This window comes from Clostridium sp. BSD2780061688st1 H5, from assembly GCF_005845155.1.
GTDB lineage: Bacteria > Bacillota > Clostridia > Lachnospirales > Lachnospiraceae > Claveliimonas > Claveliimonas intestinigallinarum.
Window position 1 is genome coordinate 128509 of the sequence record NZ_SPGT01000004.1, and the last position, 24583, is coordinate 153091.

General features: G+C 53.8%; 25 protein-coding genes and 1 tRNA gene. 3 read left to right on the plus strand and 23 right to left on the minus strand.

Annotation, left to right across the window (positions count from 1 at the left end; genetic code table 11):
• Nucleotides 1–7: 7 nt before the first annotated feature.
• From rnc to mgtE, 13 genes are all read right to left on the minus strand, one after another.
• A complete protein-coding gene (rnc, locus tag FGQ86_RS04235) occupies nucleotides 8–703 on the minus strand; it encodes a ribonuclease III (protein WP_138303064.1) in 696 nt (231 codons plus the stop codon).
• Between the two features lie 52 nt (nucleotides 704–755).
• Entirely contained in the window at nucleotides 756–986 is a 231-nt protein-coding gene (gene acpP, locus FGQ86_RS04240; RefSeq protein ID WP_033124620.1) for an acyl carrier protein, read from the minus strand.
• Nucleotides 987–1016: 30 nt separating this feature from the next.
• Complete coding sequence (plsX, locus tag FGQ86_RS04245) at nucleotides 1017–2039, minus strand: phosphate acyltransferase PlsX (RefSeq protein ID WP_138303065.1); 1023 nt, start codon at nucleotides 2037–2039, stop codon at nucleotides 1017–1019.
• A gap of 96 nt (nucleotides 2040–2135) precedes the next feature.
• The gene (locus FGQ86_RS04250; protein ID WP_138303066.1) at nucleotides 2136–3035 is read right to left on the minus strand and encodes a tyrosine-type recombinase/integrase; all 900 of its coding nucleotides are present in this window, start codon (nucleotides 3033–3035) and stop codon (nucleotides 2136–2138) included.
• Nucleotides 3036–3202: 167 nt separating this feature from the next.
• Nucleotides 3203–3436, minus strand: coding sequence for a hypothetical protein (locus FGQ86_RS04255; RefSeq protein WP_033124617.1), 234 nt, complete (start codon nucleotides 3434–3436; stop codon nucleotides 3203–3205).
• A gap of 387 nt (nucleotides 3437–3823) precedes the next feature.
• Nucleotides 3824–5755: a fructose-specific PTS transporter subunit EIIC gene (locus tag FGQ86_RS04260; protein ID WP_033124616.1), complete on the minus strand. Its 1932-nt coding sequence runs from the start codon at nucleotides 5753–5755 to the stop codon at nucleotides 3824–3826.
• Between the two features lie 15 nt (nucleotides 5756–5770).
• On the minus strand, nucleotides 5771–6691 hold the full coding sequence (pfkB, locus tag FGQ86_RS04265; protein WP_033124615.1) for a 1-phosphofructokinase: 921 nt from the start codon (nucleotides 6689–6691) through the stop codon (nucleotides 5771–5773).
• Nucleotides 6692–6694: 3 nt separating this feature from the next.
• Nucleotides 6695–7441 carry a DeoR/GlpR family DNA-binding transcription regulator gene (locus FGQ86_RS04270; RefSeq protein WP_033124614.1) on the minus strand — a complete coding sequence of 249 codons (747 nt, stop codon included), beginning with the start codon at nucleotides 7439–7441 and terminating at the stop codon, nucleotides 6695–6697.
• Nucleotides 7442–7612: 171 nt separating this feature from the next.
• On the minus strand, nucleotides 7613–7792 hold the full coding sequence (gene rpmF, locus FGQ86_RS04275) for a 50S ribosomal protein L32 (RefSeq protein WP_033124613.1): 180 nt from the start codon (nucleotides 7790–7792) through the stop codon (nucleotides 7613–7615).
• Nucleotides 7793–7795: 3 nt separating this feature from the next.
• Nucleotides 7796–8323 (minus strand): DUF177 domain-containing protein, encoded by a 528-nt coding sequence (locus FGQ86_RS04280; RefSeq protein WP_033124612.1) that lies wholly within the window; start codon nucleotides 8321–8323, stop codon nucleotides 7796–7798.
• Nucleotides 8324–8367: 44 nt separating this feature from the next.
• Entirely contained in the window at nucleotides 8368–9573 is a 1206-nt protein-coding gene (locus FGQ86_RS04285; protein WP_033124611.1) for an acetate kinase, read from the minus strand.
• A gap of 51 nt (nucleotides 9574–9624) precedes the next feature.
• Nucleotides 9625–10641 (minus strand): phosphate acetyltransferase, encoded by a 1017-nt coding sequence (gene pta, locus FGQ86_RS04290; protein ID WP_255349842.1) that lies wholly within the window; start codon nucleotides 10639–10641, stop codon nucleotides 9625–9627.
• A 121-nt stretch (nucleotides 10642–10762) separates the two neighbouring features.
• Nucleotides 10763–12154: a magnesium transporter gene (mgtE, locus tag FGQ86_RS04295; RefSeq protein WP_052083807.1), complete on the minus strand. Its 1392-nt coding sequence runs from the start codon at nucleotides 12152–12154 to the stop codon at nucleotides 10763–10765.
• Nucleotides 12155–12293: 139 nt separating this feature from the next.
• Here mgtE and FGQ86_RS04300 point away from each other — a divergent pair, with 139 nt between their 5' ends.
• Nucleotides 12294–13574, plus strand: coding sequence for a nucleotidyltransferase (locus FGQ86_RS04300; protein ID WP_033124609.1), 1281 nt, complete (start codon nucleotides 12294–12296; stop codon nucleotides 13572–13574).
• A 69-nt stretch (nucleotides 13575–13643) separates the two neighbouring features.
• Here FGQ86_RS04300 and FGQ86_RS04305 read toward each other — a convergent pair whose 3' ends face one another.
• From FGQ86_RS04305 to polA, 6 genes are read right to left on the minus strand one after another with little or no spacing between them, the layout of a single operon-like run.
• Nucleotides 13644–14501: a DegV family protein gene (locus tag FGQ86_RS04305; RefSeq protein ID WP_033124608.1), complete on the minus strand. Its 858-nt coding sequence runs from the start codon at nucleotides 14499–14501 to the stop codon at nucleotides 13644–13646.
• 54 nt (nucleotides 14502–14555) lie between these two features.
• On the minus strand, nucleotides 14556–15920 hold the full coding sequence (locus tag FGQ86_RS04310; RefSeq protein ID WP_138303067.1) for a PFL family protein: 1365 nt from the start codon (nucleotides 15918–15920) through the stop codon (nucleotides 14556–14558).
• A gap of 16 nt (nucleotides 15921–15936) precedes the next feature.
• Nucleotides 15937–16209 (minus strand): ACT domain-containing protein, encoded by a 273-nt coding sequence (locus FGQ86_RS04315; protein WP_033124647.1) that lies wholly within the window; start codon nucleotides 16207–16209, stop codon nucleotides 15937–15939.
• A 26-nt stretch (nucleotides 16210–16235) separates the two neighbouring features.
• On the minus strand, nucleotides 16236–17033 hold the full coding sequence (locus FGQ86_RS04320; protein ID WP_033124606.1) for an MBL fold metallo-hydrolase: 798 nt from the start codon (nucleotides 17031–17033) through the stop codon (nucleotides 16236–16238).
• A 22-nt stretch (nucleotides 17034–17055) separates the two neighbouring features.
• The gene (gene coaE, locus FGQ86_RS04325) at nucleotides 17056–17667 is read right to left on the minus strand and encodes a dephospho-CoA kinase (protein WP_033124605.1); all 612 of its coding nucleotides are present in this window, start codon (nucleotides 17665–17667) and stop codon (nucleotides 17056–17058) included.
• Between the two features lie 12 nt (nucleotides 17668–17679).
• Nucleotides 17680–20295, minus strand: coding sequence for a DNA polymerase I (gene polA, locus FGQ86_RS04330; RefSeq protein ID WP_138303068.1), 2616 nt, complete (start codon nucleotides 20293–20295; stop codon nucleotides 17680–17682).
• A gap of 360 nt (nucleotides 20296–20655) precedes the next feature.
• Between polA and FGQ86_RS04335 the strand changes: the two genes are divergently transcribed.
• Nucleotides 20656–20741, plus strand: a tRNA-Leu gene (locus tag FGQ86_RS04335).
• 53 nt (nucleotides 20742–20794) lie between these two features.
• On the opposite strand, the gene FGQ86_RS04340 is transcribed toward FGQ86_RS04335, so the two are convergent.
• The 4 genes from FGQ86_RS04340 to FGQ86_RS04355 form a co-directional block, all read right to left on the minus strand.
• The gene (locus tag FGQ86_RS04340; RefSeq protein ID WP_070504125.1) at nucleotides 20795–22318 is read right to left on the minus strand and encodes a tyrosine-type recombinase/integrase; all 1524 of its coding nucleotides are present in this window, start codon (nucleotides 22316–22318) and stop codon (nucleotides 20795–20797) included.
• A 97-nt stretch (nucleotides 22319–22415) separates the two neighbouring features.
• Nucleotides 22416–22628: a helix-turn-helix domain-containing protein gene (locus FGQ86_RS04345; RefSeq protein ID WP_070504122.1), complete on the minus strand. Its 213-nt coding sequence runs from the start codon at nucleotides 22626–22628 to the stop codon at nucleotides 22416–22418.
• Between the two features lie 345 nt (nucleotides 22629–22973).
• On the minus strand, nucleotides 22974–23210 hold the full coding sequence (locus tag FGQ86_RS04350; protein ID WP_070504119.1) for a helix-turn-helix domain-containing protein: 237 nt from the start codon (nucleotides 23208–23210) through the stop codon (nucleotides 22974–22976).
• A 5-nt stretch (nucleotides 23211–23215) separates the two neighbouring features.
• Nucleotides 23216–23632, minus strand: coding sequence for a sigma factor-like helix-turn-helix DNA-binding protein (locus tag FGQ86_RS04355; RefSeq protein WP_070504117.1), 417 nt, complete (start codon nucleotides 23630–23632; stop codon nucleotides 23216–23218).
• A 547-nt stretch (nucleotides 23633–24179) separates the two neighbouring features.
• Here FGQ86_RS04355 and FGQ86_RS04365 point away from each other — a divergent pair.
• The gene (locus FGQ86_RS04365) at nucleotides 24180–24539 is read left to right on the plus strand and encodes a helix-turn-helix domain-containing protein (protein WP_070504114.1); all 360 of its coding nucleotides are present in this window, start codon (nucleotides 24180–24182) and stop codon (nucleotides 24537–24539) included.
• Nucleotides 24540–24583: the final 44 nt, after the last annotated feature.

Genomic DNA, 24583 nt, shown 5'->3' on the forward strand with positions numbered 1-24583 from the left:
GTAACACCTACTTTATATTCCTTTTGTGCAGGAGCAGGATAGTCCTGTAGGCCGCCTCCTGCTCGGCCGCCTTCTTGGTCCTCCCGCTTCCGGTGCCGTAGACCTCCTCCCCGATGTGGACCTCCACATGGAAGGTCTTATCGTGGTCCGGCCCCTCCTCCCCGGTGAGCTCATAGGCCACCGGCTGCTCAAAGGCGGCCTGCACCAGCTCCTGCAGGATAGTCTTGCTATCATAAAAGAGCTTCTTGTGCTCCAGGTCGTTCAGAACAAACCTGTGTATAAACTCTTTTGCGCTAGCAAAACCACCGTCTGAATAGATGGCTCCGATCAGCGCCTCCATGGCGTCCGATGTGACAGAGTCCCTCTTTCTTCCGCCTGTCATGTCCTCCCCTTTTCCAAGGAGAAGATACTCGCCCAGATGGATCTGGCGCGCGCAGAAGGCAAGCGCCTGCTCGCAGACCATAGCCGCCCTTGTCTTCGTCAGCTCTCCCTCAGGCATCCTTTCATTTTCGTGAAACAAAAATTCGCTGGACACCAGCTCCAGGACCGCGTCCCCCAGGAATTCCAGTCTCTCATTGCACTCGTACTTGGGCAGATGCTTCTCATTCACATAGGAGCTGTGCATCATAGCCCGCCGGAGGAGCTTGGGATCCTGGAACGTGTACCCGATCTGCTCTTCCAGCTCTTTTAATTTCCGACTCATATAAACCCTCATAAAAGAAAAAGCCCGCATCCGGGCTTTTTCTCCTTTCTGCCTAGTTTGTTGCGTTTTTGATCTGCTCTACAGCGTCTCCCACTGTCACGATCTTCTCTGCGTCATCATTGTCGATCTCAATGTCAAATGCTTCCTCAATCCCCATGATGATCTGGAAAATATCCAGGGAGTCCGCTCCCAGGTCATCCACAAACTTTGTCTCCATTGTGATCTCATCTGCGTTCACATTAAGTACATCAGCGATAATTTCCTGTAATTTTTCAAATTCCATTTTCTTCATCTCCTTTATATTGCTTTATATCTATTCATCGGACGAGTCATCCGCCTGAATACACTCCTGGATCTTCTCATTGATCCTCTGCTCCCGGAAGGTCAGGCACTGGAGGATGGAGTTGGATACCTCTCTCGCCTTTGAGCTTCCGTGGGTCTTCACCACGAGCCCCTTCAGCCCAAGCAGCGGCGCTCCGCCGTACTCGCTCGTGTCAAAGCCCTTCAGCGTCTCCTTGAGGGCCGGCTTCACCAGAAGGGCGCCGATCTTGCTGCGGAGGCTGCTCATCATGCCCTCCTTCACCTTGCTGATCAGCACAGCTCCCACACCCTCGAACAGCTTCAGGATAATGTTCCCGGCAAAGGCCTCGCAGACGATGACGTCCGCCTGGCCGTGGGGAATTTCCCTTGCCTCTATGCTTCCGGTAAAGTTGATGCCCTTTGCCGCCTTCAGGAGGGGGAAGGTCTCCTTCACCAGGGCGTTGCCCTTCTCCTCCTCAGCTCCGATATTGACGATGGCAACCTTTGGGTTCTTCACTCCCATCACATGCTCCATATAGATAGAGCCCATCTTGGCGAACTGAACCAGATGGGAAGGGCGGGCATCCACGTTGGCGCCGCAGTCGATCAGAAGGGAGACTCCCTTCTCCGTGGGGATGAGGGGCGCAAGGGGCGGCCGCTCCACTCCCTTGATCCTTCCCACTATGGTCTGTCCTCCCACCAGCACAGCTCCTGAGCTGCCGGCCGACACGAAGGCGTCGGCATCGCCGGATCTGACCATCTTCATGCCCACCACAATGGATGAGTCCTTCTTTTTCCGGATAGCGTTGACCGGGGGCTCCGCCGTCTCGATAACCTCTGTGGCATTCACAATCTCTATTCTGTCGCTGTCAAACGTATATTTTTCCAGCTCTTTCCTGACAACCTCTTCCTGTCCTACAAGATACACCTTGATGCTCTTCTCCCTGGAGAGGGCATCAACCGCGCCCTTGACCATCTCCACCGGGGCGTTGTCACCGCCCATGGCGTCAAGGGCAATTTTTGTAAGTTCTGCCATTTTTCTTTCCTCCATAACTACTAGAAATATTCTACTAGACATTATCCCAAAAATCAATAATTTGTTTACGGGATGTTAGCGGAAAGGGGAAAAGACCTACAGAGGCCGTTCCACCCGGATCTTCACCAGGCTCCCGGCGGCCCGCGACAGCTCCTCCTTGTAGGCCATCTTTCTGTACCGCTTCACGTGGGTGTCCGTCGTCCCCAGCTGGGCCGCCACCTGCCCGGGGCTGGCCTCGTAGGAAAACAGATTGTAGGCGCAGGCGCTGCGCAGCATCTGGCTGCTGTAGGACGGTATGCCCGCAAGGGCAGTGTACTTTTTCATAAGTCTGGAAATATACATGGTGTTCAGCCGGCCGCCCCTCCTGTTATAGAAGAGGAAGGGCCGCTCTTCCCTCTGCCCCAAGTAGCTCTCCAGCACGGCCAGGGCGTCGTCGGGGACATACACACCGCTGCGCCTCCCCTCCGGCTCCACAAAGGCCCCGTTCTCGTAAATCCCTATATCCCCCGGGGAGAGGCCGCATATCTCTGTGGAGGAGAGCCCCACTCGGTACATGAGCACAAAAATGGTGTAGGCCATCCGGTCTTCTTCCGCGGCTTTAAAAAGCCTGTCCACATCCTCCACCGGGATGACCCGGGCGTATTTCTCCTGCCTGGCCAGGCGCGGCAGGTAGGGATAGAAATAGTCCTGAAAGGTCTCCGGCAGGCCGTACCGCTCCCTCTCCCGGCTGAGAAAATCCGCAATGGAGTGGAGCTCCCGGAACTTCTTCGCCGGTGTCCCGGGCTGCAGCTCTCCCCTCCTCGTCTTCTCCGCCATGATGTCGTAGTATCTCTGTACATCCGCCGCACCGGCCTCCGTGATGTCCTTTCCGGCAATCCTGGAAAACTCGCACAGGTCGCTCCAGTAGGAAGCCCGGCTTGTGGCGCTCTTAAAGTGGGCCGCAAAATCGGGCCAGAGAATTGTCCTGGTCCTTTCAGATACACATGCGCTGTCCATATCCTGTCCTCCCGCCTTGTCTGTATTTTCCGCGAAGCGGAACCACCCAAATTGTTATCTGTATACTTCATACTATAACATTTTGGTTATAAAAGAGATTGCGCACCAGGCGCAATCCTATTTCGGTTTCAACCGTTTTCACTTTGCAAATCGATCCTTCAGGCTCCCTAGCAGACAAATCCGGCAAAGCTCAGGTCACAGCCTCCTCCTATGCGCCGGCAGATGTTGACTGCCCGGTTCATAACTTCAGGGAACAGACCGTTCTTTGTCTCAACCTTCAGCAATGACAGGTCCTCTGAAAAGCCTACGCTTTTTACATTCTCAAGCTCCTGCAGCTCTTTCAGGATTTCCTGCGCCATCTCGTCCGAGATCTTTTTTGTTAACCGATAATATCTTCCCATGATGGAACCCTCTTTCTTTCTTGCTTTTGCTGTTGGTTAGAATTTTCACGTATTCTGATTTTATTATACACTACTTTCGCGGAATTTCAAACAATTTAGCAGTTTAACTCGCAAAAAAGAAAGAGGTTTTTCACTTAGTCCAGATAATTTCCAACCGGGCTGGAATTGTACTGCTTGATGATCTTCACCATAAGCATGAAGTGAAGTGTCTGACAGATGCAGGCGGCTTTTACTCGTTTCACTTGTCCTACCTCTCTTTCTGAAAATGACGAGTGGCCCTCAGGCGCAACTGGAATTACGCCTGAAAGCCACTCGTTGTACTTATATTATAATGAAATTTTCCCGAATTTTCAAAAGGGGATTTTTAAAAATTTTCCTGCAACGAGGCTACGCCTCCTCCTTCAGCGGCCTCTTCAGAAGCACGATGCCGATCATGGTGACGACGGCTCCGGCCACCAGAGCCACCAGGAACATGGGCGCGTTCTCGATGATACCGATGACAAAGAGTCCGCCGTGGGGCGCCCTTGATCCGCAGCCAAAGGCCATGGACAGAGCTCCCGCCACCGCTGAGCCCACCACGCAGGGAGGGATGATCCTTAAAGGATCTGATGCGGCGAAGGGGATAGCCCCCTCTGTGATAAAGGACAGTCCCATGATGTAATTGGTGACGGTTGTCTGCCGCTCACTCTTTGTAAACCGGTTCTTGAAAAAGGTGGTTGCCAGGGCGATGCCGATAGGCGGGGTCATGCCGCCGATCATGACAGCCGCCATGATGTCAAACTGTCCTGACGCGATGGAGGCTGTCCCGAACACGTAGGCCGCCTTGTTGAAGGGGCCGCCAAAGTCGATGGACATCATGCCGCCCAGCACAATCCCCAGCAGGATCTTGCTGGACTCTCCCATCCCCGCCAGGCTGTTGTTGAGCCAGGTGTTGAAGGCTCCAAGAGGCGGGTTGATGAGGAAGATCATGATGGCGCTGATGCCGAGAAGCCCCAGGAACGGATAGAGAAGGACCGGCTTCGTCCCCTCCAGGGGTTTGGGCAGCTTCTCCAGCAGCTTTTTGATCAGGACCATCAGGTAGCCGGCGATGAAGCCGCCTGCCAGGGCCCCGAAAAATCCGGAGGCGATCCACTGGTCTTCCGGAAGGAAGACAGAGGTTCCGGCCTTTGCAAGAAGACCTGCCACGATACCCGGCATCAGAGCCGGCCTGTCTCCCACCGCCATGGCGATAAACCCGGCCAGGATGGGGAACATCATGCTGAAGGAGGTGTTGCCCGCCAGGTTCAGAAAATGGGCCAGCGGGGTGCCGTTTCCGAAGTCCGCCGTACCGGCGTTCGCCCCGTCCACCAGGTAGGAGAGGGCAATGAGGATGCCTCCGCCGATGACAAAGGGCAGCATGTGGGAAACGCCGTTCATCAGGCTTTTATAAATTTTTCTTCCCAGGCTCTCGCCCTCTACAGAGGAGGTCTCCTCCTCTCCTCCCTTGCTGTGGTACACGGGGACGGATCCGCTGAGTGCCCTGGTGATCAGCTCCTCCGGCTTATTGATGCCGTCCGCCACCTTGGTCACAAGGACCGGCTTCCCGTCAAAGCGGGCCATCCGCACCTCCTTGTCCGCAGCCACGATGATGCACTGGCAGGCAGCGATCTCCTCCGCTGTCAGCACATTCTTGTCACCGCCGGAGCCGTTGGTCTCCACCTTGATGGTGCAGCCCATCTCCTTCGCCTTCTTCTCCAGGCTCTCCGCCGCCATGTAGGTGTGGGCGATGCCTGTGGGACAGGCGGTGACGGCCAGGATCTGGAAGCCGGTGGTCCTTGCCGTCTCCTCCTCTTCCTTCGCCTTTCTCTCCTCCTCGGCAAACTTTTCCTTCTCCGCCTGGTCCACATAGCCCAGGAATTCCTCCGGCGTCTCCGCCTTTAAAAGATTTTCTCGGAAGCTGTCGTCCATGAGGAGGGTAGACAGCCTGCTGAGCACGTCCAGATGCACGTTGTCCTTTGTGTTGGGGGCGGCTATGAGAAAGATCAGGTGTACCGGCTCATCGTCCAGCGCCTCATAGTCCACGCCCTGCGGTACTACCATGGCGGCCAGGCCGGGGGCTTTCACCGCGTCCGATTTCGCGTGGGGAATGGCAATCCCCTCGCCGATGCCTGTGGTGCCCTCCTCCTCTCTGGCAAAAACGCCCTTCCGGTAGATCTCCACGTCCTGGATATTTCCACCCTTTACCATGAGGGACACCATCTGGTTGATGGCCTCCTCCTTTGTCTGCACGTTTCCGTTCAGCTCTATGCTCTCTTTTTTCAGTAAATCTGTAATCTTCATCTTTTCCACACTCCTCTACAGTCCATAGCTGTCCGCTGGTTCTCCCAAAAGGGATACGATGCTGGCTCTGTCCGCCAGCCAGTAGTCAAAGGCTGTCGCGCTGCCGGCCGCCTGGCCCAGGCGGAAGGCCTTTTCGCAGCTTCCCGTGCCCAGATATCCGGCCAGGAAGCCGGCCACCATGGAGTCCCCGGCCCCCACAGAGTTTTTCACCTCTCCCTTTGGCGGCCGCTCCCGGATCACCTCCCCGTCCTCGGGCACCAGGATGGCTCCGTCCCCCGCCATGGACACCAGCACATGGCGGGCTCCCATCTCCTGGAGTAGTCTGGCGTGGGCGATGATCTCCTCCTCCGTGGTCAGTGTCCTTCCGAACATGTCGCCCAGCTCGTGCTGGTTCGGCTTGATCAGGAAGGGGTGGTACTTCAGCACATTCAGGAGCAGGTCCTTTGTGGCGTCCACGATGTAGTGGATGCCCCTTCCCTCCAGGCGCTCCAGTATGCGCTCATACATGTCTGAGGGGAGGCAGTCCGGAATACTGCCCGCCAGCACGAGGTAGTCCCCCGCCTGCAGCGCGTCCAGCTTTCCGTAGAGCTCCTCCACCGCCCTCTCCGGGATGGCAGGGCCCTGGCCGTTGATCTCTGTCTCCTCCCCAGCGTTGATCTTTACATTGATCCTTGTCATCCCCTCATCCAGGTGGATGAAATCTGTCTGGCATCCGAACTGATCCAGCATCTCCCGCAGCGTCTTCCCGGTAAATCCCGCCTCAAAGCCAAGGGCAACGCTGCTGTACCCCAGATTGGAGAGGATGACGGACACGTTGATGCCCTTTCCTCCCGGGTAAATATGCTCCTGCCTGGTCCGGTTGATCTGCCCCTTCTCAAGTTTATCCAGGGAGATCACATAGTCCAGGGACGGGTTAAATGTGACTGTGTAGATCATTGTCTATTCCACCTCCATGATATTTTCTCTGCCTTCAAACTCAGTTCCCGCGGCGCTGGCCGTCAGGATGATCCCCTCATCCGCCTCCCCGAAGGTGACGCCGGATATCTGTCCCAGCTTGGAGCTGTCCACCAGCACATAGCGCTCTTTGCACCTGCGGAAGGCCTCCGCCTTCACCAGGGCCTCTGTCAGGTCCGGAGTGGTCATCCCTCTCTCCCGGTCGACCCCGTTTGCTCCGAAAAATCCTTTTGTAAAATTATACTTTTTCAGGCACTCCACGGCCTCGGCTCCCACGATGGCCTCTGTCACCGCCTTCAGCTCCCCTCCGAGAAGGAAGACCCGGGCCCCCTGCTTCATCAGCTCTCTGGCATGGCTGATGGCGTTGGTGACGCAGACTACGTCCCTGCCCCTGATCCTCCCCGCGAAGAGCTCTGTGGTGGTTCCTGCGTCCACGTAGATGAAATCTCCCGGTTCCACCAGCCGGGCAGCCCTGGCGGCGATCTTCTCCTTCTCCTCCCTGTGCAGCTCCTGCCGAAGGCTCAGGGAGGGATCCTTGGTCATACTCTTAAGTCCCACAGCGGCCGCTCCCCCGTGGACCTTCACCAGGCTGCCCCGCCTGTGAAGCTCCGTCAGATCCCGGCGTATGGTGGACTCGGAGGTGTCAAGGATCCGGGTCAGCTCCTGCACGGTCACAGTCCCCCTGTCGCCCACGATGGCCAGTATCTCGTTCATTCTCTCTTCTGCCAGCATATGTGCTCCTTCCTCTCCGTCTCAGTCATTTTCAATCACGTTTCAATCATTTTCAGTCATCTTTACCCCTATAATACGCTCAATATCGGTCATTGTCAATCATTTTCAGTCACAAAACGCAAAAAAATAAAGGAGACCATTACTGATCTCCTTCATTTCACTAAGCTGTAATTAGTCCTGAGCGATGATCTCCCTCTTGTTGTAGGAACCGCATGCCTTGCATACTCTGTGGGGCATCATCAGCTCGCCGCACTTGCTGCATCTTACCAGGTTCGGTGCGCTCATTTTCCAGTTAGCTCTTCTTTTATCTCTTCTGGCTTTTGATGTTTTATTCTTTGGACAGATGGACATACTTTACACCTCCTTAAACTTGCTGAATATATCTTGAAAGGCTGCCATCCTCGGGTCTAATACCTCTCTGTCACAGCCACATTCACCATGATTGAGATTAGCACCACAAATGCTGCACAGACCTTTGCAGTCTTCCCTGCACAGCACCCGAATTGGCCAGTTGACCAGGAGCTCGTTGCGTATCAGCACATCCGTGTCGAGACAGGTTCCGTCCATGAAGCTGTACTCCTCGTCGGACTGTCTGCGCCCTTCCTCGTCGAGCTTCATATCTACCTCCCGCTCAAAGGCGAGATCAAAGATCTGCTCCACATCCTCCAGGCATCTGTCGCACGGGACAACGGTCTTTATCTTGGCACTGCCCTTCACCTGCACCTGCTTCTTTCCGAGATTGGTGATCTCAAACACAGGTGTCTCCAGCTCCTCGAGCCGGTACTTCCTGCCGGACACTCTCATGTCCTGCATCTCAAGGTGTGCTTCCTGCCGGATGACCTTGTCATCCTGCTCTAAAACCTTTGTCAGTTCAATCAGCATAACGCTCTCCTAACCACACTTTATAAAGTATATCTTTTCAACCATTATTTGTCAAGGTTTTTCTTTACCAGTTCTACGGTTTCTTCACAGATTGCGATCTCCTCGTTGGTCGGAATGACGCAGGCTGTGATCTTGGACTCCGGCTTTGTGATGATCACCTCTTTGCCGCGGCTGTTGTTTGCCTCATCATCAAACACGAGTCCCATGAAATTAAAGGCCTCGCAGATTGTCTTTCTCAGCGGGATGGCGTTCTCGCCGAGACCTGCCGTGAAGGTGATCACGTCCACGCCGCCCATGGCTGCGATGTAGGAGCCGATGTACTTGATGATGCGGTAGGCGTAGGCCTCCAGGCAGTTGATGGCGTCCTGGTTGCCCGCTTCAGCGGCGGCGGACACATCGCGGTAGTCGCTGGAGATGCCTGTCATTCCCAGCATACCGGACTTCTTGTTGAGAATATTGAGCACTTCAGACACAGACAGGTTCTCTTTATTGCACAGGTACTCTACAAAGGCCGGATCAATGTCACCGGACCTGGTACCCATGATCACGCCCTCGAGAGGTGTCAGTCCCATGGAAGTGTCCACACATTTCCCGTCCTTCACAGCGGACAGGGAAGCGCCGTTGCCCATATGGCACACAATGATCTTCAGATCCTTGATGTCCTTGCCGAGGAAGGCGGCTGTCCGGGCAGACACGTATTTGTGTGATGTGCCGTGGAAGCCGTACTTGCGGATGGCATACTTCTCATAGTATTCCTTCGGAATTCCGTACATATAAGCCTTCGGAGGCATGGTCTGATGGAAGGCGGTGTCAAAGACAGCCACATTGGGAACGCCCGGCATCAGCTTCATGCAGGCGTTGATCCCCATCAGGTTGGCGGGATTGTGGAGCGGTCCCAAGTCCGCGCAGTCCTCGATGACCTTGATAACCTCGTCGTCGATGATAACAGAGTTGGTGATCTTCATGCCGCCGTGGAGTACCCGGTGTCCGATGGCGTCGATCTCCTCCAGGGATTTGATGACGCCTGTCTTCTCGTTCACAAGGGCGTCCAGCACCATCTGGATGGCTGTTGTGTGATCCGGCATAGCCGCCTCGGTCACTTCCTTCTCGCCGCCCTCCGGCTCATACACAAGGCGTCCGTCAATGCCGATGCGCTCGCAGATACCCTTTGCCATGACCTCTCTGTTATCGTAATTGATCAGCTGGAATTTCAGGGAAGAACTTCCACAGTTTACTACTAATACATTCATCTTCTTTTCTCCTCCGGAATTTTTCGTATACTTTCTCTCAGATTGTCCGCTCTACTGGTTCTGGGCCTGCACAGCTGTGATGGCTACCACACCCACGATATCCTCTGCGGAGCAGCCTCTGGACAGGTCGTTTACAGGAGCCGCGATACCCTGTGTCATGGGTCCGTAGGCCTCTGCCTTGGCCAGTCTCTGCACCAGCTTGTATCCGATATTTCCGGCATCCAGATCCGGGAAGACCAGCACGTTGGCATGTCCCGCTACCGGGCTTCCGGGCGCCTTGGACTCTCCTACGCTGGGAACGATGGCAGCGTCAAGCTGAAGCTCGCCGTCCAGCATGAGATCCGGGTTGGCCTCCTTGGCGATCTTTACAGCCTCCACCACTTTATCTACATCGGCATGCTTTGCGCTTCCCTTGGAGGAGTGGCTCAAGAAGGCAACCTTGGGCTCTGCTCCCACCAGCATCCTGAAGGACTGAGCGGAGGACTCCGCGATGGCTGCCAGCTCTTCCGGCGCCGGGTTCTGGTTCAGTCCGCAGTCAGCAAATACGAACACGCCGTTCTCGCCGTACTCGCAGTCCGGCACACACATAACAAAGAAAGCGGATACAAGCTTTGTGCCCGGCTTTGTCTTCAGGATCTGGAGGCAGGGACGCAGTGTGTCCGCTGTGGAGTGGCATGCTCCGGACACCATTCCGTCCGCATCCTTCATCTTCACCATCATGACACCGTAGTACAGGTAGTTTGTGAGGAGGATCTCCCTTGCCTGCTCCTCTGTCATTCCCTTCTTCTGACGGAGCTCCACCAGCTTTGCGATGTATCCTGCAGTCTTGTCGCTTGTGGCCGGGTCTACGATCTGCGCGCCGCTGATATCGTAGCTTCCCTTATTCTTCTCGATCTCCTCCTGGCTTCCCACGATGACCACGTTGGCGATGCCCTCCTTCAGGACCGTCTCAGCGGCCTTGTAGGTGCGCTCGTCCTCGGACTCGGGGAGAACGATTGTTTTTTTGTCTGCTTTTGCTTTTGCTTTCATCTCATCTATAAATCCCATGACTGAAAGACTCCTTTCCATTTTTTCTCACTGTTTTCATTATAATACAAAGAACCCTTGCAAACAAGGGCTCTTTTGTCGATCAGATGTCTCTTTTGGAGTACAATCCATGTTAATTTTCTGTCAGGTATCCCCCCTGTTCTCACAGGGAAAACACGGCGCTGACGATGGCAAAATACACGCTGATGGTGCTGATATCCACCAGTGTGGAGATCAGCGGCGTGGCCATGATGGCCGGGTCCAGACCGATCTTTTCTGCCACCAGAGGCAACGTACAGCCCACCACCTTGGCGATGACGATGGTGCAGGCCATGGTCAGGCCGATGGTGAGGGCCACCAGCGCGTCCCCCTGTCCCATGACGATAATGCGGATGCCGTTTACCACGGACAGGATCAGGCTGATGAGTATGGCCACCCGAATCTCCTTGAAGATGACCCGGAAGAGGTCTCCAAACTCGATCTCCCCCACGGAAATTCCCCGGATCACCAGGGTGGAGCTCTGGGAGCCGCAGTTTCCGCCCGTGCCCGTCAGCATGGGGATAAATCCCGCCAGCTGGGGCATGACAGCCAGGGCACTCTCATAGTGGTTCATGATCATCTGGGTCACTGTGGCGGACAGCATCAGAAACAGGAGCCAGGGGAGCCGGCTCTTCACATGCTCCAGCACAGTGGTCTCAAAGTAGGAGTCGTCGCTGGGGCTGACACCGGCCATGATGCTGATATCCTCTGTAGTCTCCTCCTGCAGGACGTCCATGGCGTCGTCTACCGTGACGATACCCACCATGCACATCTCGTGATCCACGATGGGGAGGGCAATGAGGCCGTATTTGTTGATGATCTGGGCCACTTCCTCCTGGTCGTCGGTAGTGTGGGCGTAGAGCACATTGGTGTCCATGATCTCCTCAATGGTCTTGGATTCGCTGGTGGTCAGCAGCTCCTTTACATCCACCATGCCGATGAGCTTCCTCTTCTCCGTCACATAGCAGGTGTAGATGGTCTCCTTGTTGATACCCACCTGGCGGATCTTGAGGATGGACTCCGCCACTGTCATCTCCTTGCGCAGGGCGATGTAGTCCACGTTCATGACGCTTCCCGCACTGTCCTCCGGGTACTGAAGGAGCTGGTTGATCTGCTGGCGGGTCTCCTCGTCGGTGGCCATGAGAAGACGGTCCACCACGTTGGCGGGCATTTCTTCCAGCACGTCCACCGTGTCGTCCAGATACATCTCTTCCATGACTTCCTCCAGCTCGGAGTCCGTCAGCCCGCCGATCAGCGTCTCTCTCATGTCGCTGTCCATCTCGGTAAAGGTCTCCGCGGCCTCCTCCTTTGCCAGGAGACGGAACACCATGACGAGCTGCTTCTGGGTGAAATCCTCCATCAGCTCCACCAGGTCCACAGGGTACATGTGCTCCAGCTCTTCTTTGAGCTCCTTGAATTTTCGTTCATCCAGCATCTGGAGGATACGTTCTTCTGTCAGCTCTTCCCGCTCTTCATTTTCATACGTATATTCTTCCTTTTCATCTGTGCTTCCCATACGTATCCTCCTTTCTCTTCGCCGTTATTCTGCCAGCCGCTTTTTCGTATTGCGCGCAAAAAGGGCATATTTACAGCGGTTGCCGTAAACATCTTCATATAGTATAATCAATTTCAAAAAGATATACAAGGAGATTTCCATGAAAATTGTCGGACTGATCACCGAGTACAATCCCTTTCACAACGGACATCTATACCATATGCAGGAGGCAGTCAGAGCCACCAAAGCGGACGCTGTGATTGCTGTCATGAGCGGCGATTTCGTGCAGCGGGGAGCCCCTGCCCTCCTGCCCAAGCACCTGCGGGCCCGCATGGCCCTGGAGGCCGGCGTCTCCGCTGTCATCGAGCTGCCCCTCTGGTGTGCCTGCGGCAGCGCCGAATACTTTGCCGCCGGCGCCATCTCCCTGCTGGACCGCCTGGGATGTGTGGACACAGTCTGCTTCGGGAGCGAGTGCGGGGACATCCGCCTTCTGGAGAAGGCCGCCCGGGTCACCGCCCTGGAACCGGAGCCCTACAAGTCTCTTTTAAAAGAGGGGCTGCGCCGCGGCCTCTCCTTCCCAGGAGCCAGACAGCAGGCCCTCTCCTCCTTTCTCGGAGACGAGGAGGCCGGGTGCGTCCTGGAGGAGCCCAACAACATCCTGGGTGTGGAATATATCAAGGCCATCCTGTGCCGGAGGAGCCCCCTTCAGTTCTGCACCATCCGGCGGCGGGAGTCGGGCTATCACGACCAGGAGCTGTCCGGCCGGTACAGCTCCGCCACCGCCATCCGCCGGCTTCTGCTGGAAAAGGAAGGCTGCTCATCCGCGGCTTCGGGCCTGTCCCTCCCGGAGGGACAGATGCCCCCCTCCTCCGCACAGATCCTGCAGGAGACGTACCGGGCAAGGTACCCTGTGTGGGCAGACGATCTTTCTCTGCTCCTCAAATACCGGCTTCTTCAGGAGACAAAGGAGAGCCTGACCAGGTATGCGGACGTCAGCCGGGAGCTGGCAAACCGCATCATGGGAAGCCGGAACGATTTTCTCTCCTTTGACCAGTTCTGCAGCCTCCTGAAGACAAAGGAGATGACCTACTCCCGGATCAGCCGTGCCCTGCTCCACATCCTCCTCGGCATCACAGGGGAGGACATGGACCGCTTCAAGGGGGAGGGGGGCTGCGGCTACGCCCGCCTTCTCGGCTTTCGAAAGGACGCATCCTCCCTCCTTGGCGCCATAAAAAAGAGCAGCTCCATCCCTCTTGTCACAAAGCTGCCCCGCACCGGGTCCAGGGCCGGAACCGGCCAGAGCGCAAAAGCCTGGAGCGGGCTTGCCGGGGACATGCTCAGGGCGGACATTCTGGCCGCGGATCTGTATGAGTCAGTGGTCACGGAGAAATTTCATCGCGCCTTTGTCTCTGAATACAGACAGCAGGTCGTCATCGTCTGACGCCTGCTGCCCTCATTTTTTGTTCCCGTCTGTTTTTTGTCCGGTCTGTTCTATACCTTGCTTCCTATATCAATATTCCACGTACCTGCTGCAGGCCACCGCCATGGCCCCCGGGCCGATATGGCAGGCAACGCTCAGGGAGAGGGCATCCATGTGGATGTCATAGCCGGGGAAATATTCCTCCAGCTCCTTCTTCCACTGGGCCGCCTCCTCTTCCGTGCAGGTGTGGGCCGCCTCAAGGTGTACCCTTTTTCCTCTGAAGCGCTCTTTGATATCTTTCTCCATGGCTTCCTTCATCACCTTTTTCGCGGACTTCAGCCCACGCACCTTGGCAAAGGCGTCCAGCTTCTCCCCCTGGATGGTGAGCACCGGCTTCAGGTTCAGCACAGTCCCCAGTGCCGCCGCCGCAGGCGTCACCCGTCCGCCCTTTTTCAGATACTTCAGGGTGTCCACAGTGATATAGATACTGGCCTCCAGCTTTTCCCTCATCAGTATGTCATGGATCTCCTGGCCGGACCGCCCGGCCGCCGCAAGCTCCAGAGCGTCCAGTACCGCCTGGCGCTGAGTGACGGAGATGCGCTGGTTGTTCACCACAAACACCCTCCCGTCAAAATCCTTGGCCAGCATCATGGCTGTCTCGCAGGAGGTGGAGAGCCCGCTGGACATGGGAATGTGGACCACCTCATCGTACTCGTCCAGCAGCTCCTCCCAGATCTCCATCACATCCGCCGGGGATGGCTGGGAGGTGGAAATATCCGCGTCCCCGGAGAGCTTCTCATAAAATTCCTTCTGTGTAAGCGTGATATCCTCGTAATATAATTCACCGTCAATATAAAACGGCATGGGCACCACCCGGATTCCCAGCTTACGGGCCTCCTTCTGGGTAATGCCGCTGTTGCTGTCTGTCATGACCGCCACTTTCTTCATACTGAATTCTTCCCTTTCTGCTTCTGTGAGCTGTCGCCGCGGGAGTGTACCCGCCTAGTTCTTAAAGCTGTGTATGGGCGCGGGGATCCGTCCCTGTCTGCTGATAAAGGCGGTGCAGTCCGCCTCGTTTACCGGAATAATAGGTGCGTAGCCTAAAAGTCCGCCGAACTGGGCAGTCTCCCCTACGTCCTTTCCGATCACCGGGATCAGGCGCACAGCCGTCGTCTTCTGGTTCACCATGCCGATAGCCATCTCGTCCGCGATGATGCCGGAGATGGTGGCCGCGCTTGTCTTTCCGGGTATGGCAATCATATCCAGTCCCACGGAGCAGACGCAGGTCATGGCCTCCAGCTTCTCAATAGTGAGGGTTCCCGCCTGCACCGCGTCGATCATACCCTTGTCCTCGCTGACCGGTATGAAGGCTCCGCTTAATCCGCCCACATAGGAGGATGCCATGACGCCGCCCTTTTTCACCTGGTCGTTGAGCATGGCAAGGGCCGCTGTGGTGCCTGGCGCACCCACCTGGGAGAGGCCGATCTCCTCCAGTATCTCAGCCACGCTGTCCCCCACCGCCGGTGTAGGCGCCAGAGACAGATCGATGATGCCAAAGGGGATCCCCATCCTCTTTGATGCCTCACCGGCCACAAGCTGTCCCACTCTGGTGATCTTGAAGGCTGTCTTCTTGATGGTCTCGCAGAGCTCCTCAAAGCCCTTCCCTCTCACCTTCTCGATGGCGTGCTTCACAACGCCGGGGCCGCTGACTCCCACGTTGATGACTGCGTCCCCCTCCGTCACGCCAAGGAAAGCTCCCGCCATGAAGGGGTTGTCATCCGGCGCGTTACAGAACACTACCAGCTTGGCACACCCCAGAGAGTCTCTCTCCTTTGTGGCCTCAGCCGTAGCCTTCACGATCTGGCCGCAGAGGCGCACCGCATCCATGTTGATGCCTGTGCGGGTAGAGCCCACATTGACGGAGCTGCAGATTCTCTCCGTGCAGGCCAGAGCCTCCGGTATGGAGCGGATCAGATCCTCGTCGCTCTTTGTCATGGCCTTGGACACAAGGGCGGAGTAGCCGCCGATAAAATTCACGCCCACCTTCAGGGCTGCCCGGTCCAGAGTCTTTGCGATGGTCACAAAGTCCTCCGGGCTCTTGCAGGCGGAAGCCCCCACAAGCGCGATGGGAGTCACAGAGATCCGCTTGTTGACAATGGGAATGCCGAACTCCTTCTCGATTTCCTCCCCGGTGGACACGAGATTTTCCGCCAGCGTGGTGATCTTTTTATAGATCTTCTCGTTGAGTCTGTCCAGATCTGTGTCAACGCAGTCCAGAAGGCTGATGCCAAGGGTGATAGTGCGGACGTCCAGATTTTCCTCCTCTATCATCTGATTTGTCTCGTTTACTTCGTATATATTGATCATAGTCCGGTGTCCTTTCTTACAGTCTGTGCATCTTCTCAAATATCTCTGATCTCTGGCAGCGGATATTAAGGCCCATGCTCTCGCCCAGCTTGTCCAGATCCTCCGCGTACACGGAGAAATCCCTGTCTGCCGCCGACACGTCCACCACCATCATCATATTGAAGTACCCGTCCACGATGGTCTGGGAGATGTCCAGAACGTTGATATTCGCCTCCGCAAGGTAGTTGCACACCTTCGCAATGATGCCAACCTGGTCTTTTCCCACAACTGTGATAATACATTTTCTCATTCTTCTGTCCTCCATACCTTAGTCTCTTACACTGTCACTGCCTCTGACACAGCGTCACGCCCGGCGACCATGATGGGAATGTCCTCCCCTTTATAGGGGTTGTCCCCCACCGTCACCTCCAGCTTTACTGTCTCGTAGGCCAGCTCCGCATAGTTATTTTCCTTGCTCAGATGTCCCAGTATGACATGCTGCAGCTTATCGTGCAGTATATCACAGAGAAGCTGTCCTGACAATTCATTTGAGAGATGTCCCTTATCCCCCATGACCCGGCGCTTCAGCGGATAGGGGTAGGGGCCCACCTCCAGCATATGTATATCGTGGTTGGCCTCCAGAAGCACCGCGTCCAGATTTTTCAGGTTCTCCACCGTGTACTCGTCGTATATTCCCAGGTCCGTAGCCACCGCCACCGACTTCTCCCCGCAGACGATCCGGTATCCGGACGGCTCGTAGGCGTCGTGGGATATGGCAAAGGGGTGGACACAGAGGTCTCCCAGAAGGAAATCCGTGTCTGTCTGTATCTCGTGGAGCAGCCCCTCAGGCATCTTTCCAAGACTTCTGTACTCCATGATGCCCTTCAGCGTTCCCTTTGTGGCGTACACCGGAATTCCATACTTTCTGCTGAACACCCCAAGCCCCTGGATGTGGTCCGAATGCTCGTGGGTGATCAGGATGCCGGACAGCTCCTCCCCTTTGATGCCCAGGGTGTGGAGCCCCTCATCGATCCTCTTTTTGCTGATGCCGGTGTCCACCAGAAGGTGGGTGTGATCGCTGCCCACATAAATGCAGTTGCCGCTGCTGCCGCTTGCTATGCTGCATAGTCTCATTGTCTGTCATCTCTCCTGCCTGTTATTCATGTATTTTTTTAATGCCAATCTGCGCCATGACATCGTCGATCTCACCGCAGGCCTCCTGGAAGGAGTTGCAGTTGTCAATGGCTCTGTCACAGCCGGCAAAGAAGTCCGAGGAGGACATCTGGGAGGCAAAGATCCCTTCGATCTTCTCCTCACTGTAGCCCCGGGAGGCTGTCAGACGCCTTTTTCTCGTCTCCTCATCTGCATAAATATACCACACTTCATCGCACATGGCATTATAATTTTCTTCTATAAAAAGCGCCGCCTCCAGAACAAAGACAGAAGTTCCCTTCTTTTCCTCCTTCCGGATGATCTCCCGGATCTTCTCCTTCACCGCAGGGTGCACGATCTCGTTCAGGATGCGCAGCTGGGCCTTGTTGGAAAAGACAATGTTCCCCAGCGCGGCCCGGTCCAGCCTGCCCTCCCCGTCCAGTATGCCCTCTCCAAAGTGATCCACGATCCTTCTATAGCACTTCGTGCCCTTTTTCTGGAGCCTCTTTGCCACCTGGTCCGCCTGACAGCAGGCGGCGCCATAAGTCTTCTCCAGGTACGTGAGCACCTGGCTTTTTCCTGATCCGATCCCCCCGGTAATTCCTATGATCTTCATCTTCTGTCACTCCTATTTTGCTTCATACCAGCTCATGCCAGTATGCATATCTACCTCCAGCGGCACCTCCAGGGACGCCGCATGCTCCATTTCATTCTTCAGTATCTTCCTGACTTCCTCTACTTCAGGCTCCCAGGCCTCCACAAGGAGCTCGTCGTGGACCTGAAGCACAAGCCGGGAGCGCATGCCCCTCTCCTTCATCTGCCTCTCCACGCCGATCATGGCGATCTTCATGATATCTGCCGCCGTCCCCTGGATGGGCGAGTTCATGGCCACCCGCTCCCCGAAGGAGCGCTGGGCGAAATTGCTGGAGGAGAGCTCCGGCACCGGGCGCCTCCTGCCAAAGAGAGTGGTCACATAGCCCTTCTCCTTTGCCTGGGCCACCGCGTTGTCCAGAAACACCTTGATGCCCGGGTAAGTCTTGAAGTACTGCTCTATATACTGGGCTGCCTCTTTCCTCGTGATGCTCAGGTCCTGGCTCAGCCCAAAGGAGCTGATGCCGTAGACGATACCGAAGTTGACCGCCTTGGCGTTCCGGCGCTGCAGGTCCGTCACCTGGTCAAAGGGTGTGTGGAACACCTGGGAAGCTGTAATCCGGTGGATGTCCTTCTCCTCCCGGTAGGCCTCTATGAGCTGCCGGTCGCCGGAACAGTGGGCCAGGACTCTCAGCTCGATCTGAGAGTAGTCCGCGTCCACAAACACATAGCCCTCCTCGGGCACGAACACCTTCCGGATCAGCCTGCCCAGCTCCATCCGCACCGGGATGTTCTGCAGGTTGGGTTCTGTGCTGCTGATCCTTCCCGTGGCGGTGATGGTCTGATTGAACTTTCCGTGTATCCTGCCGTCCTCCCCTATGAAGACGGCAAGCCCGTCTGCGTAGGTGGATTTCAGCTTAGCCAGCTGGCGGTACTCCAGGATCTTCGCCACAAAGGGATAATCCGGCGCCAGCTTCTCCAGCACATCCGCCGCTGTGGAGTAGCCGGTCTTGGTCTTCTTTCCGCCCTTCAGCCCCATCTTCTCAAAGAGGATCACGCCCAGCTGCTTGGGAGAGTTGATGTTGAACACCTCCCCGGACTCCTGGTAGATCTCCTGCTCCAGCTTTTCGATCTGGACGGCCAGCCTGTCGCCGTAGTCCTTCAGCTCGGCTGCCTCCACCTTCACTCCGTTCCTCTCCATGTCGAACAGGGTGAACACAAGAGGCATCTCTATCTCCTCAAAGAGCCGGAGCATCCCCGCCTCCTCAAGCTTATCCGCAAGGATGGGCTGGGATTTCCAGGCACAGTAGGCCTCGTAGCAGGCCCGAGCCTCATCCTCCTGCTTCTCGTCCAGGAGAAGGGAGAGCTGCTCCCTGGCCACATCCTCAAAGGTGTAGTCACTTTTTAAGGGATTGAGAAGGTAGGCCGCTATGATCCCGTCAAAGCAGTTGTCCTGCCGGCCTGGCGTAAAGCTGGCCATGGCCTCCTTCAGCCCAAAGATGGCAAAGCAGCCGGCCCCGGCCGCCGTCTGTCCCAGCTTTTCCAGAATCTCCTTTGCCGCAAGCTCCTCCCCGGCACAGATGCAGTAGATCTCCTCCTCTCCAAAGCACAGCGCCGCGCCCCCGGCCTTCGCCTGGGAGGCAAAAAGAGGCGGCACATCCGCTGTATTCTTCAGGATGGCGGCTCCCACTCTTTCCGCCTTCCGGGCCCTTTCAAAGACGGTTTCGGCCTCGGCTCTGGAGGATATTATACGAAAGTGATCCTCCACCTCGTTTTTGGGCCCTTCCACCTCAAATCTGCCGAGAAGGTTCTTGAACTGAAGCCGCTGGAAAAGAGGATAGGCCTGCTCGGTAAAAATATTTCCCAGCCTTGCCCCCTCAATGTCGTAGTCTATATCTGCGTCCACACAGATAGTGGCCAGAGTCTTGCTCATGACCGCCATGTCCCAGTGCTCCTTCAGAGCTCTGGAAGCTCTGGGAGGCTTCAGCTCATCCACGTGCTCATAGGCGTTTTCTATGGAATGATACTCCGCTATGATCTTGGCCGCCGTCTTCTCGCCAATGCTGGGAACTCCCGGAATATTGTCGGAGGTATCTCCCATCAGGGACTTCATGTCGATAAACTCATGGGGCGTCACGCCGTACTTCTCCTTCACGTCCGCCGCGTAGTAGTCCTCGATCTGTGTTCCCCCTCTTTTCGTCTTGGGGATGCGGATCTTGGTGTGCTCCGTGGCAAGCTGCAGAAGATCCCTGTCCCCGCTGATGACGGAGACTTCCATCCCCGAGGCCTCGCATCTTCCTGCGATGGTGCCCAGCAGGTCGTCCGCCTCCAGGCCAGCCTTTTCGATGATCCGGATGCCCATAGCCGTCAGGACCTCCTTCATCACCGGCACCTGCTGGCGCAGCTCCTCTGCCATGGGCTTTCTCGTCCCTTTGTAGTCCGCGTACATCTCGTGGCGGAAGGTGGGGGCGTGTACGTCAAATGCCACAGTCAGATATTCCGGCTTCTCCTCCTCCAGTATCTTCAGCATAATGTTGAGGAAGCCGTAGATGGCATTTGTGTGGAGCCCCTCGGCGTTAGTCAGATCCGGGAGTCCGAAAAATGCCCGGTTCAATATACTGTGTCCATCAATCAATACTATCTTTTCAGCCATTCTTTCTCTCCATTTTTCTGTCAGCCCCTGTCTATTCAGACGCTGCTGCTATTTACTATACAACAAACTGACATTTTTTGAAAGGCATAACTCAAAAAATGATTGTAATCCGGTTTTCCATATGATATAATTTATTTCAGTCCTGGTGCGCCCAGGACCCTGTTATGTGCGCCGCTGTGGCGGAATTGGCAGACGCATACGACTCAAAATCCAATGCGCTCGGCTGATAGGTAACTTTTAAATCCCTTGATTTTTCAAGGCTTTTGACAACTTAATGACTTGCTTCGTTTTCAATATCCCTCCTGCATATCCCTCCAAAATCGGAAAGGATATACAAGAAATAAGGGATTTGAAATATAAGCCGCTGTGGTGGAATTGGCAGACACACCTGACTCAAAATCAGACGGAGAATATCCGTGCCGGTTCGAGTCCGGCCAGCGGCACCAGCAAATTCAGCTCTTTAGCTTACGGCTAGGGAGCTTTTTTCTTGTCAAAAGTTCTAACCTACTGCCTTTTCAATTTCCGCTGCCGTCTGTGACGGGAATACGGATAATATCGCATTGGCAGATGAAACCTTGCTACTGTAGTCTAAATGCGTATAGATATTAGATGTTGTAGAAATGTCACTGTGACCGAGCCATTCCTGTATCTGTTTCAAGCTCACGCCATTAGCATATAAAAGGCTGGCACAGCTATGCCTCAAATCGTGAAAGCGGATTTTCCGCAGATTATATTTTTTCAGCAACAAGGGAAAATGTTGTGTCAGATAACCGGGTTTTATTCTTTCCCCGATTTCATTAACATAGATAAAGTCCAGATAATCCGTGCAATAACAGTCACCACACAATCGCCGGTTCTGTTTCTGTTCCCGATACATCTTGATAAGTAAATCTTCAAACGGTTTCACAAGCGGCAGCGTGCGGCGGCTCGTCTTTGACTTCGTCCGCTCTTTTTCAATAAGCACATTACCACGCCCGTCATTCAGATTGACTTCTATTACAGTGTATTTGATTGTGATAGTTTTACGCTCAAAATCAATCGCACTCCATTTCAATCCTACCACTTCACTCCGGCGCAGACCATAGAAAGCAGCGAGAATAATCGCCAGTTCCATAGGGTCGCCTTTAGAAACTTTGAACAAAGTGTCAAGTTCTTCTTTATTATAGTAGGAAGCTACAAATTTGTTCTTCTTTGGTCTTTCCACACGGTCTGCCGGGTTTGACTTGATGAGTCCAATCTGAAAAGCATATTGCAGAGCCTTTCTGATATTGGCATGGCGGTGAATAACAGTGTTAGCAGACAGCCCCTTATCTAATTCTGACTGATAGTAGTCTTGAATGTATTTAGGGTTTTCTTCAATCTCTGTCAAAGTATATCGTTTCTCTAAAAAGTAGGGAACAATACGCTTTTTCACAGAGCAAGTGTAAGAAGCCATTGTTGTTTCTTCTACACACTGTTTCATCATTTCCAGCCATTCCAGCATAAAATCCGTAAATAAGATAGATACCTCATTTGTCGCCGGATTAATACTATCTGCCGGATTGTCCTCAATCCAGCCAAGCGTGACCGCATAATCAAGAGAAATTTTAATAATCTCATGTAGCTGTAAGATTACCACCTTTGAAGCGTGATGTTCCGTCCTCTCATAATTGTAATAGCTCTCAATGTCCGTAGTCCTCAAATCACAGATACGAGATGTCTTTTTTTGAAAATACGGCGTGAGATACATTCTCACATTGTAAGAGTACAGGGCATATGTTTCTGCTTCTAAGGTCTTAAGGTTGAGATGGTCTTTCAGCCATTTGTCGAGGAACTTGTCAAACGGGAGTTCTTTATCCGTCATAGCGTCCTCTGGCGTGAAATTCTTTCTCGTTTCCAAAAGCATAGCTTCCGCACGCTTCTGATTTCCCTTTACGGGAAGTCCTGTACTGATTGATTTTGTACGCCTTTTGCCAGTGCTGTCTTTATAGCTTAAAATCATCTGGAAATATCCGTTTTGTTTTCGTAAATGTCCTGCTACCATGTTTGTCCTCCTAATAGCAGCAGCCATTCACCTATCACTGACTATGTCAAGTATAACAGGTTCTAGGGCTGCTGACAACAAGCGACGCAGTAAACCTCTACAGCATTTCCATGTACCGCAGGATATTGAGCTTTGGTATCTTATAGGTTCTTCCGACCCTAAAATGCAGGATTTTATTTTCCCTCAATAATATGTAGGCTGTTTTCATACTGATACCGAGCATTTTACTCATTTGCTCTACGGTCACTACGTCTGGATAATCCTTGAACATTACACGGTAGGTATCGTTTGTCATATATTCTTTATCCATTACAACACCTCCGGGGCAAGATACAGACAGGTAATCAGACAGCCTAGCGGCTCACGGGAGTCTCACCCCTGCATACACGGTGCAGCCATACCCTTTGCGTGCGACGCTTCTAACGCTCAAACTAAGGCTATACGGGAGTATCATTGTAGGATATATGAGTCATGGCACACGACCATTCCACAAGTCGCTTGCAGATCACAGATATGAACCGCTCGCTCATGTGTATGAGGTCATGGCGTATCTGCCTACAGGCTCGTCATATATCTAAAGTATCTGATTACCTTATTCAATTTTCAAAAAGCAAGATTAGGAGCTGGAATGAGGTGGTACACGCTCCTGTAGGCTTTATTTCACTTTGACTTCAAAACCAAGAATTGCTTCAATCAGCGCAGCTCTTATTCTGCCTTTCAGTTCCATATCGACCACAATATACATATTGCCGTGTTCGTCATAGAACGGGCGCAGGCTTGCTTTTGATATGTAAGCGTCGTAGTGGTTCAAAATCTTTGCAATCGCCGTTTCGTCGCCGTCTGCCGCAGAGCAGATGGTTGAGAACAACGGACACTTTTTTACAGACTTCATATGTTTTAATCCTCCTCGTACATATCCTTAATGAGCTTCAATGTGCGTAGTCTGTTCCGGCAAACGGAGTAACGCTCCATTTCCATGACCGCTGCTATTTCAGCGTCGGTCATCTCCAGAAAGTACGACATAAGCAGAATGTTACGCCGTCTTTCTGCTAATTTTTTGATTGCTTCACATAAGCGTTCATCATAGATACGGACTTCATTGCCGAATACGTCAAAAGCTGTAAATTCAACCGAGTATTCGTCTACAGCGCCGATATGGTTTATTTCCATCTCGGACAGCTCGCAGAACGGAGTTTCACGTTTTGCACGTCTGCCAAGCTCTCTGTTATAGTCCTTTACTGTAGTGCCTACAACTTTACGAGCCAGACAGTCAAATTGAAGTCTGATAGCACTCTCGAAAGAAGATGGGTTCATAATCTCACCTCCTTTCTGTCGGAAGTTGCTAAAGCAAAAAGGCTTTTACCCCTTTCCGCACTAACACTCGCCAGAGAAGGTGGGATTTGATACCCGACTTCAAAAACTTTTTCAAAAAGTTTTTGGCAACAAAAAAGCACAAGGACAATACAAGCGTACTGATCTTGTGCTTTGCAGATTATTCCTGCTATATGATGTGAAAAACCACATTCCAGGGTGCTTTGAGCCGCAGGAAGAAGTGAGATTTTTTTGACGGTCTACCAAAGACCAGTGGCGGTCTGATACGAATTTCCATGCGGCTACCTCCTAAAGCCGCTAAAACAAAAACCTTGACCGTCTGGAAAAAAGAAAACGGCGGCTGTAAAACCGTCGTTTAAAAAGGCGCACGAAAAAGCCTTGCTGCCAACGGCGGTTTTTTTTATTTGCCGCCATGCAGCATATACAGTTGAAAAATGCACCTAATAGGAATTAGAAAGTCCTATAACACGTTTTTCTATACCTGTTGCTAATTCAACAGGAACAGTAAAATGTGGTGAGGTGATTACATATGCGTAAAAAAGAGGATAGATACGATTTCAGGGCAGTAGGACAGTCAATCAAAGAAGCACGCAAAAGACAGGGATTGACCCGTGAACAGGTGGGTGCAGCGATAGAGATTGACCCACGTTATTTAACAAACATTGAAAATAAAGGGGCGCACCCTAGCCTACAGGTGCTATATGACCTTGTCTCTCTGCTCGACGTATCTCTCGACGAACATTTTCTGTCAGCCGGCGAACGCCGGATTAAAAGCACCCGGCGCAGAGCTGTGGAAGCCGGACTTGACGAACTTACCGATCAAGAGCTTATCATTGTAGAAAGCGTCATTGATGGTATCGTCAAGTCTAAAGAAGAAGAGGGAAAGTAGGTATCCACTCTATAAAAAATGAGCCGGTAATTTAAAAGGATTGA